The sequence below is a fragment of the Hyphomonas oceanitis SCH89 genome (assembly GCF_000685295.1).
GTDB classification, from domain to species: Bacteria; Pseudomonadota; Alphaproteobacteria; order Caulobacterales; family Hyphomonadaceae; genus Hyphomonas; species Hyphomonas oceanitis.
In genome coordinates, this window is record NZ_ARYL01000058.1 from 1 (window position 1) to 10085 (window position 10085).

Consider the following 10085-nt stretch of genomic DNA (forward strand, 5'->3'; position numbering starts at 1 on the left):
ACTCCGGAAAGCCGTGAACGAGTATGACTAGGGTCCGGACTCATTACAGCCACCAGATGACGGCTGCTGCAAGCGCGATCGCCGCCATGAAGTTGGTGATGTTTCGGTCAAATCGTGTTGCGATGCGCCGCCAGTCCTTCAGCCTACAGAACATGCGCTCGATGACGTTTCGCTCGCGGTAGATGGCCTTGTCATAAGCATATTGAACCTTTCGATTTGACCGGGGCGGGATGACGGGCTCGGTGCCGCGATCTTCCAGCCACTCGCGCAGCTTCTGGCTGTCATATCCCTTGTCGGCGACGAGATGAGCGGTCGGCGGAAGGGCCGTCAGGCACGCCTCTGCTACTTTGCAATCATGCACGTTTCCGGGCGTCAGCATCATGACGAGCGGGCGGCCGTGTCCATCGCAGACGGCGTGGAGCTTTGTGTTGCGGCCGCCTTTGGTGATGCCGATACCATGCGCCAAGGCCCCCCTTTTCCGCCGCCTGCGCAGCGGTGAACCTTGATGCAGGTACTGTCGATGAACACCCTGCCCGGCACATCCTCAGCGCCGGCTAGGGCAGCGAAAATGTCCTCCCAGACCCCGCGTTCGGCCCAGCGGACAAAGCGGTTGTAGAGCGTCTTCTTCGGCCCGTAGACTTCGCGGGGACAATCAGTCCAACGCCCGCCATTCTTCAGGGCGTGGACGATCCCCGACAGGACGCGGCGATCATCAACCCGCGCCATCCCGCGCGTATCTGTCGGCAGGAGCGGTTCGATCCGCGCCCATTGCTCATCGGAAAACCAAAAGAAATCAGACATTACCACTTGCCTCCTGAAACGAAGGCAGTGAATCATGATCCAGGCTGATCAGGAATCCTTTTTATGGGTCCGGACCCTAGTGGGCCTTCGCCTTCGCACACGGCGTGAATTCGGGCAGAGCCGACAGTCAAGAATTGTGAGCTTCTTTGTTGCATGATTTTTTCCGAAATCAGAAATCAAAATTGTCTCTGTGCGTCCGTGAAGGCCGATACGTACAGAATCTTTCGCACATTTGATTTTTCGGCTGGTTCCTTTCAGACTGAGAGGATCGACAATGGACGAGAGAGAAGACACGCCGATGGGGAACGTGATCCACATCGATGAGGCCCGGATCAGGGACCACCTGGGCGAGATGGTTCGCGGGACGGTGGAAGAAGCCCTGAACGCGATGCTGGATGCTGAGGCGGACGGCTTGTGTGGGGCTGATCGCTACCAGCGCAGTGAGGCCCGCAAGGACACGCGCGCCGGCCACTACGAGCGCGGCCTGCAGACCAAGGCTGGCGAAGTGAAGCTGAAGATGCCGAAGCTGCGCCAGAAGACCTTCGAGACCGCCATCATCGAGCGTTACCGTCGGCGTGAGAGCAGCGTAGAGGAAGCGCTGATCGAGATGTACCTGGCCGGTGTTTCAGTCCGGCGGGTCGAAGACATCACCGAAGCCCTGTGGGGCACCAAGGTGTCGCCCTCGACAGTGTCGAACCTCAACAAGAAGATCTATGCGAAGATCGAGGCCTGGCGGAACGCACCGATCGAAGGTGACCATCCTTACATTTACCTCGACGGTATCGTGATGGTAAGGCGGATCAGTGATCGCACTGCGATCACCCGCCGAACGAGCTGGGCGGGCGAAGTGCGCAACGTGTCGCTGCTTGTGGCGATCGGGGTCACCTCAGAAGGCTTTCGGGAGGTGCTTGGCATCTGTGAGGGCGCGAAAGAAGACAAGTCTGGCTGGTCAGGCTTCCTGCGCCATCTGGTCGACCGTGGTCTGTCCGGCGTCGAGCTTATCGTCTCAGATGCCTGCAGGGGCCTGATCGAGAGCGTCGCTGAGTACCTGCCCGACGCACGCTGGCAGCGCTGCATTGTCCACTTCTACCGCAATGTCTTCAGCCACGTGCCGGCGACGAAGGTTCGCGAAGTTGCCCACATGCTGAAGGCGATCCATGCCCAGGAGAGCCGGGAAGCAGCGACAGAGAAAGCCGAGGCCGTCATCGCCGAGCTGCGCCGTCAGCGCATGGGCAAGGCCGCTGATCTGCTCGAAGAACGCATCCAGGAGACGCTGACCTTCTACGCCTTCCCGGACAGTCATTGGATCAAGCTGCGCACCAACAATCCGCTGGAGCGCCTGATGAAGGAAATCCGTCGGCGTACAAAGGTCGTCGGCGCGTTTCCGGACGGCAAATCCTGCCTGAACCTTGCTGCTGCCCGATTGCGACACATCGCCGGAACCGAGTGGAGCACACGAAGATACATGAACATGCAGCCCCTACACGAGATGAAACTTCAACCCAATGGAACCGCCGTCGCATGATCGAAAGTGCGAAAGAATCTGGACACTACCCCGGACGGTTACCTTTCTGGTGTCAATTCCAGATTCAAAAATTACTCATCCGTGGGCCGCCAAGACATTTGCCATTGTGGTGAGGCCGGATACGCGCCTACCGAGCAATGGCTGAAGTGATATCATTCAATACCTGCGGGTCATCGATCGTCGCCGGAACTACATAGTCTTGCGACTCCGCAATGCTCTTGATCGTTCTCCGTAGAATCTTTCCCGACCTTGTTTTTGGAAGTTGATCGACAACGATGACGCGCTTGAAGGCAGTTACCGGACCAATTTCGGTTCTCACCAAGTTTACGATTTCTCTCGTAATTTCTTCCTCTGCACGCGTGACCCCATCGTTCAAAACGACGCACTTTTTCTTATTTTACATGGAGTTCTCTGTAAACCGCATCAGGTTTTCCGTATTAAAAACAAGGCTCGTTGGCACCACGTGTAAACCGCAAATGTCATCACTCTGGCATCGGAACTAGGCGCTTGTCGTCATGTCTTCCTCGCTTGCCCAATCGGACTGGTCCACCCGTAAAGTTAGAGTTGGCGGTTTCTGAAATGCCTGGCTCTGGTGGCCCAGTCGTGGTGCTAAAATACAGCAGCGATGAAGTGCTTGGCTCTGGTAGTCCGGCCTTGGTGTTAAAATCCAGCAGCGATTTTGGCCTTGCCAGCATGGCACAGGCCGACGTTGCGGGCAAACTCGGCAGGAGATTGCCCATTGTGAGCCGTATGAGGTCTCCTCTCACTGTAGTCCATTCTCGACGTCTCAAGTAGCTGTATTGCTACGGTCAAGGAAACGAACCCGTTGGCGTTCATCCCGGAGCGATCCATTAAAGGAATTCATGTGCACGCCATCTACCGAGGTACTGGGCCACGAGAAATCCATTTTGATTTGTTTAGATACGTACAAGAGCCCAAGATTTGATCGGTAAGCGCGTCACCATTGTAAGATAGCTAAAGCACTTGCCGGATCACTTTCGTCAGATCCCGTCAATGGTTGAGCTTTATCAACGTCTCTTTTCTATCGATTGAATTCAAACAATAGAGGTTGCTCCAGCCCCTTCTTTATCCGCATACTGATTCTGTCAAGCAACACCTTCACTGAATGCGCGGATGAGTTGGCTGAGCGCTCCCTCGGCTTCAGCGAAGCACGAGCCCGGTTCGCCCCGCTCATGATATTCGCTAATGACTGCCAGGCAGATAGCTGCTAGCTCTCTGGCTAATCCATTCGCGCCTGCGGATGCTTCGAGGCTTTTGCGAAAATCATTTGTCAATCGATTAGCAGCCGCGCCGACCTTGCGGGATTCGACGTTCGGACGCGCGAGCAACAATTCGCGCCTCCGAAGATGCCAGCCTTTCTGAACGAGAGACAAGGACGGCTTACCAAGTTCGGCGGCAACGAACCCGTCGATCAGATTGGCAAGCAAAGTGCATACAGCCAAGACTGCTACGTCATTGCGGAAACCATTCTCAAGCATCCTTGTTTGCGCAGTATAAAGGCCCAAAAGAATATCGACGGCGGCAGATGAGAGCCTCCCCACAGGCACGTCAGCTTTGTCATCGCCTACCGCATTTCTCGCCAATGCCGCGACAACAGTCACTCGCCCGGACCCGATTGAAGTTTTCTGCACAAGAACAATAGTCTACATTTCCCCGAAGAGAGCCGGCCTCACAGCGGCAAGACCAATCGAATGCGTAATAACTCATGCTTCGGACAGCTTGTTCAGAAGCAGAGCTAGCCAAGGCGAAGACTCTTATACTGGAACCTGTTTAGGGAGCACATACCGCCACGATTTTCTGAGACGTTTCGGACAGCCCATTGATGCGCGCTTGCCGATCCGGTATTCCTGCCGATTCAACAAGCTCGTCAATGGACTCTTGTCCTTGTTCTTCAGCGCCTGTTGCTAAGCACTCACAAAAATCCTGACTCTCCTCCTCGCTCAAACCGTCAGCAACAGAAACCGTTACGCAGACGCGCTGCAAATCATCTCGGCCCTCCGCTTGCGCGCTCGCACAATACAGGGCCGCAAAACCAGAGGCAATCAAAGCAAACTTTTTCAACATTTTACCACTCCTTTTTAGTCCTTGTTCGAACTTAATTATTAAGTCAATTGCAGCATACGAATTTTAGATATTTTCGTTTCGCACTAACGACGCACCGCACCTATTTTTCTTCCGCCTCCTGAATGAAATTCATGACGAGTTTTTCAAATCTCGCAGCATGTTCAATTTGCGCCCAATGCCCGCACTCTCCAAAGACATGCAACTGAGACCTCTTGATTAACTGCGACAGCCGCAGGCCATTTTCCAGCGGCACAACCACGTCTTCACGCCCATGAATAACCAGAACCTCATGAGGAATTTTCTGGATATCGCGTTCATCACTTGCCAAGTGCTCCAGCCATCTCCCCCGAGGCGCAGGAAACATCGCTGAGAATGACTCCTGAAAACCCGGACGAATGCTTGCTTTGTACCGTAGTTCAGCAAGCTCATCCGTTACCAAACTTCGATCATATGCAAAGATATCCAGCAAACGGCGCATATTTTCAATGGATGGAGAATACCCCCAAACCTGGTCAAGTCCCTCACTCAGCCCCAACGCCAAACCCGCGCTTCCCATCAGAACAATGCGCCGAACTCTATCCGGGTGTCGAATGGCCATCGCAAGAGAAATCGCACCCCCGAAGGAATTGCCTACGAGATCGGTCCGTTCAATATCAAGAGCGTCCATCAACCCAACAACCTGGTCGAGCCAACTTTCCATATTATAGTAGTCTTTTCCCGGACGTTCCGAATATCCGAACCCGAGCATATCAGGAGCAATTACTCTGGCCACCTCACTAAAATTTGGCATTGCCAATCGCCAGTTTGCCCAAGCTGAAACCCCCGGCCCTGATCCGTGAATCAGAAAGAGCGGTTTCCCAGCGCCGAGATCATGATAGTTCGTCTTTACACCGTGAACTTCAATGTTACGTGCGATCTCTGGGTTGGTATCTTCAGATACGATCTGAATGGCCATGCTAGAATCTCCTAAATGCAGCGTCGGGGGTCGGACGGATTTGGATCAGTTTTGCGGACGCGCCGCTCAAGCTCCTGTGCCCATAAACTTATGTCCCCACATGCTGATGCTGTCATATCGGACGACAGACCAATCTGACTCGATGGGTCGAGCGCCCCATCCATACTCGACAGCAAAGCCGGAAGGCGTGACGCCGTAGAACGAATACATGTGGTCATTTGTGTGCCGACCGAGCGTCATCACGATCTCATTCTTCTCTGACACGCGATCATATGCGCGCCCGACATCATCGAACGAGCTTACTTCCAGCATAAAGTGGTGTAACTTCTTGGAGGCGGGCGCTTGGATTAATGCCAGGCTATGATGGCGCCTGTTGCAATGGAGAAAGTTCACCTGAAGCTTCACGTCCGGATTGACCTGCCAGTCGATGATGTCGGATAGCTCCATTCCCAGTCCACGGATGTAGAAATCCAAAGAACGTTCAATATCTTCAACACTCAGGACATAGTGCCCAAGTCCCTGATCCTGAGTTAGAAATCCAGATACACCCGTAGGCGAAATAAACGGCTCTTCGTAGAGTTCGCTGGCACCATAATACACCTCAATCTTGATCCCTGACGGATCAAGGCAGGATACCAAATCAATCACTCCCCGTTGCGCCAACAGCTTGGAATCGGCCTGCTCGACGGAGATACCCATTTCCTTTAGTCTTTCAGCGATCTCAAGCATCTCGGCTCGATTCGAAGCTTCGAACCCCGCATACAAAAGATCATCTGCCGCACCTGGATGGACTGCAACCCGCCAATTTCGAGAATCCATTCTCAGAAAGAGAGTGTCATTTCTCGTCCCAGCATCCATTAGCCCTAACGTTCCGGTTGCGTAATCCCGCCACGCATCAATGTTTGATGCAGAAAAACCCAGATATCCCAACTTCTTAACGCTCATTGTCTTCTCCCTGTCTTTTTGATTTTAGTGTGTATCCGTACTTATTGTACTTCACGCGACCGTCTTTGCCGCCAATTTGAAAACGTCTTTCATACGAATGAGTGGATCACGAATTGATTTCGCATCTACCTGCATCCTCCGTTCAATGATTTTTGATGCGAAAGAAAAATCTGCCGGCTGGTTTATTGAAACAACAGATTGAAGCTCCCCACCATTCAATCGACACACCGTCATTCCGGTCCCTCCGGGATCAACCCGAGTGACGACATCGCCAGGACCAGTGACTTCGCCCATCATCTGTATCCGATGCCCCGCTATCTCCGTCCAAGAAATCGGAACTTGCGGTGCTGGCTCACCCTTTCCGAGCATTGCTCCCGCAGCCACAGCCGCCTGGTTTTGAGAATTCAGATAAGTCTCCAGACTGCGGCGCCCTCCGCTCCTGAGAGGCCAACTTGCGACATCGCCCGCTGCGTACACCGTGTCGCTTGAAGCCATACCAACTGAATTTACAATGATGCCCCTCGCGCACGCCAATCCAGCATGCTCTGCTAAAGCGGTGACCGGCTCCGCACCAACGCTGACGATTGCCAGATCACCAGAAAATCTTCTTCCGTCGCCGCATCGTACTTCCCGGAACGAGGGGTCTAGATCTACATGAGTAATTGAGACGCCCGTGTGGACTTCAACCCCTATGGCCTCCAATTCCTCTCGACACCACGAGCCTATTGTCTTGCCCAGAACACGCAACAAGAGCTCATTGGCAGTCTCAAGGATAATCGCCTTTGCACCCATCTTCTGAATTGTAGTGGCAAGCTCACATCCAATGAGGCCTCCCCCGATGATGATGACTTGTGCCCCAGGGGAGATTGCTCCCTGTAGAGCCACGCAATCGTCAAGTGTCCGCAGTGAGTAAAGTCCCGGCGTCTCGCTATGCGCATCTAGACGCAGAGACCGCGCCCGAGACCCAGTGGCAAAAAGGAGCTTGTCAAACTTGAGGTCCGAGCCAGAGCTCACCTCAATACGCATCGAGGGCAAGTCTATTGTTTCAACGCGAACTCCCAGACATTTCTCGACCCTGAATTCTTCGCTCCAATTACAACCCATTAACAAAGGGGGGGCAGATTTGGTCGCTAAAGCAGACTTGGACAAAGAGGGTCGATCATATGGCTCATACGGCTCGTCGCCAAAGAGGAAAATCTTTCCCTCAAACCCCTGGTCTCTGAGCGACCGACACGCTGTCGCCCCCGCCAGACCCGCACCTATGATCGCGAAACTCTGCATCAATCGTTGACCTTACCAGATTCGAAATCCACGTAGACGTCGTTGCCCTCCACCTTCACGGGATAAACAGTTAAGGCCGCGCAAGCGGGTGGAGCCTTCACTTTTCCCGTCCGCACACAGAATTTTCCCCAGTGAAGCGTACACTCAATGACGCCATTTTCGAGAAAGCCATCCGCTAACGACCAGTCGCCATGTGTGCAGCGGTCCTGAGTCGCGAGGATCTCTCCGTCTAAGTTGAATAGCGCGATAGGTTCGTCGAACAACTCCACCCGCAACGCGTCACCTTCAGGAACTTCGTCTAGGCTGCAAACTTTCTTAAAAGCCATCACGATACCTAGAAAAAGATGCTGAGATTATTAGAGAGAATCGTACTTTGATCGATGTGTATGGTTCTCTTAGCGATCATGAAGCCGAGCTTGTTGTCACTGCGGCGCAGTACATCCATTCGCTCTCCTGCAAAAATATCGACCTGCCGTTCCAGACGATTTCGGTAAAGAATAAATGACGACGTCACATGAACTTCCTGATCATCACTTGCATCGTTAATGATGACGTTCGCTATGATGTGGCGCGTTCGCGAAGCCGGGCTTTCAGACCATCCGACATCCGACATTAATTTCCGCTGCCGCCCACGCATCATCACTAGATCATCATCAAAATGCGCGTACTCACCGTCCTTAGAGTATTCGAGCTTTTGATCGCGCCTCGTGCGATTCGTTCTCAACGGCATAAAGTACCTGATGTCCTTGTCCAGAAGGTCAAACCAATCGTTGAACTCGTGCCGATCAAGCAGAAGAGACTCCTTATAATAGAATTGCTCAACTTCATGCTGCAGCAGCAGAGCGGCAGTGCTTATCTGCGACGCTGATGACTCTGGTCCCACTTTTTCTTTCAGCATAATTATCTCCAATTTGCGCGATTTATGCGCCCGTTATTCGCGAGGGTTAATAGAACTATCGGTTGAGCGCACTTCGCTCTGCCTACGAAACGGGTGATCCGCTCACAGACCTCCCTACTTTGGCCCGAGTGTGTCCCAATCAGGTTCAGTCATCATACGGATCCACTGATGATAGAGTCCGCGAGCGGCTTCTTCATTGTACACATACCCAATACTGCCCGGGTAATGCGGATTATCGGCAGCAGAACGACCTTTTCCCATTTGAATGTTGAGCCGGCGCTTCCTAGCCTGATGCCCTCGCAACACAGCCTGGATTTCGACCCAGTTTTCACCATCGTCTTGCTCGAATACGCCTCCGGCAGAAAACGTTCTTAATGTCTGACGGCGGTACTCTTCCTTGATCTCGTCAGGAGCATCAGCATCTACAACTGTAAATGCCCATATCTCTGTCTCGTTCGGGCCTCTCGGCTGCCAGGTTCGAACGGTGTTGATACCGGGAAGGAATGAGCAGGTTGGGAAAACAGTCATGTGCTGGACCATCAATTGACGCGCACGCTCTGCGCTTCCCAAGCGCCTCTCCGCCCTGGCGGCCGCTTCACCTTCCGTCCAATATTTAGCAATCTTGGGCCCCATGATAGCCACTAGCATACCTGGCTCTCCGACATAGAAACCCGTTCCATGCCCGCCCCACTTCGCCCTGAACTGGTATCCCACCGTCGGAATCTTCGCATCCGAAAGCTCCATACCTTCGGGCAGGCCCGCCTCGATACCGGACAGATGGGATACGGTTCCGGCATGATACATGTCACTACAAAACTGCTCAGCGGCAAACTTCCAGTTGCATGGGATAACCCATTTCTGCATGCCGCTGATAACTTCAGTACCCGCCTCGGTTCGATCGAGCATGTGGTCCATGTAGAATGTCGCGTCGCCAAGATACTCGCGCAGATTTGGCGCGTTTTTATCCCAGTTCGCGAAGATCAAGCCCTTGTAGGTCTCAACCCTTGCCTGGCCCGGCCCCCACTCGGCCTTGTTGAAGTCCTCACAGAATGCCTCAGACTCATATGGTACGTTCACCAAGTTTCCGCCGATGTCGTACGCCCAACCATGATAGCTGCATGTAAACGATTTTGCGTTGCCGCCATCGGTTCGACAGATTCTCATCCCCCTATGCGGGCACTGGTTTAGAAAAACCTTCAAGCTTCTATCTTTTTGACGCACAAGAATGACGGGATCCTCGCCCATATAGGCCGTCAAAAAGTCACCGGCTTTGGGAACATGTGTCTCGTGCCCGAGCATAATCCATGATCGTCCGAAAACGCGTTCCTGTTCCAACTCATACAGATCCTGATCTGAATAAATTCTTGGATCAAGCGTGCCATTCTCTTCGTCAAGCAGAGCCGTTATCTCCTCGACATTCCAAACATTTTTCTTCTCGAACGCCTTTGGTTCGTGCCCGATGTTCAGGCGCGTCTTTGTTTTAGCCGTCGTCATATTTGTAACCTTCCTTGATATCATGAGCCGCCCATGCCTCCATTTTTAATATGAGGCCTGCCGGCAGAATTAGCCTTCCTTGTCCGGACTTTCCAAAATCA

At 53.1% G+C, this 10085-nt stretch carries 11 protein-coding genes; 1 reads left to right on the forward strand and 10 read right to left on the reverse strand.

Going from position 1 to position 10085, the window contains the following annotated elements; genetic code table 11:
* Positions 1-43 precede the first annotated feature (43 nt).
* Positions 44-801, reverse strand: a protein-coding gene (locus HOC_RS21965; protein ID WP_411710416.1) for an IS5 family transposase whose coding sequence is annotated in 2 segments (ribosomal slippage) — positions 44-454 and positions 457-801 — 756 coding nt in all. Because the reading frame shifts where the segments join, the coding sequence is not laid out codon by codon here.
* Between the two features lie 298 nt (positions 802-1099).
* On the opposite strand from HOC_RS21965, the gene HOC_RS19255 reads away from it, so the two are divergent.
* Positions 1100-2326 (forward strand): IS256 family transposase, encoded by a 1227-nt coding sequence (locus HOC_RS19255; RefSeq protein ID WP_051625129.1) that lies wholly within the window; start codon positions 1100-1102, stop codon positions 2324-2326.
* Between the two features lie 127 nt (positions 2327-2453).
* Here HOC_RS19255 and HOC_RS23005 read toward each other — a convergent pair whose 3' ends face one another.
* The 9 genes from HOC_RS23005 to HOC_RS19295 form a co-directional block, all read right to left on the reverse strand.
* Positions 2454-2702: an AMP-binding enzyme gene (locus HOC_RS23005; RefSeq protein ID WP_084146478.1), complete on the reverse strand. Its 249-nt coding sequence runs from the start codon at positions 2700-2702 to the stop codon at positions 2454-2456.
* Positions 2703-3432: 730 nt separating this feature from the next.
* Positions 3433-3948, reverse strand: a complete 516-nt coding sequence (locus tag HOC_RS19260; RefSeq protein ID WP_045699449.1) for a hypothetical protein — start codon at positions 3946-3948, stop codon at positions 3433-3435.
* Positions 3949-4117: 169 nt separating this feature from the next.
* Positions 4118-4411 carry a hypothetical protein gene (locus HOC_RS19265; RefSeq protein ID WP_034738361.1) on the reverse strand — a complete coding sequence of 98 codons (294 nt, stop codon included), beginning with the start codon at positions 4409-4411 and terminating at the stop codon, positions 4118-4120.
* Between the two features lie 100 nt (positions 4412-4511).
* Positions 4512-5366: an alpha/beta fold hydrolase gene (locus tag HOC_RS19270; RefSeq protein WP_034738360.1), complete on the reverse strand. Its 855-nt coding sequence runs from the start codon at positions 5364-5366 to the stop codon at positions 4512-4514.
* Between the two features lie 66 nt (positions 5367-5432).
* Positions 5433-6311, reverse strand: a complete 879-nt coding sequence (gene bphC, locus HOC_RS19275) for a biphenyl-2,3-diol 1,2-dioxygenase (RefSeq protein WP_034738359.1) — start codon at positions 6309-6311, stop codon at positions 5433-5435.
* Positions 6312-6362: 51 nt separating this feature from the next.
* Entirely contained in the window at positions 6363-7592 is a 1230-nt protein-coding gene (locus HOC_RS19280) for an NAD(P)/FAD-dependent oxidoreductase (RefSeq protein WP_051615014.1), read from the reverse strand.
* Complete coding sequence (locus tag HOC_RS19285) at positions 7592-7918, reverse strand: bifunctional 3-phenylpropionate/cinnamic acid dioxygenase ferredoxin subunit (RefSeq protein WP_034738357.1); 327 nt, start codon at positions 7916-7918, stop codon at positions 7592-7594. The genes HOC_RS19280 and HOC_RS19285 overlap by 1 nt, the downstream gene beginning before the upstream one ends.
* A gap of 8 nt (positions 7919-7926) precedes the next feature.
* Positions 7927-8490 (reverse strand): aromatic-ring-hydroxylating dioxygenase subunit beta, encoded by a 564-nt coding sequence (locus tag HOC_RS19290; protein WP_045699447.1) that lies wholly within the window; start codon positions 8488-8490, stop codon positions 7927-7929.
* 114 nt (positions 8491-8604) lie between these two features.
* Complete coding sequence (locus tag HOC_RS19295; protein WP_084146479.1) at positions 8605-9984, reverse strand: aromatic ring-hydroxylating dioxygenase subunit alpha; 1380 nt, start codon at positions 9982-9984, stop codon at positions 8605-8607.
* Between the last annotated feature and the right edge of the window lie 101 nt (positions 9985-10085).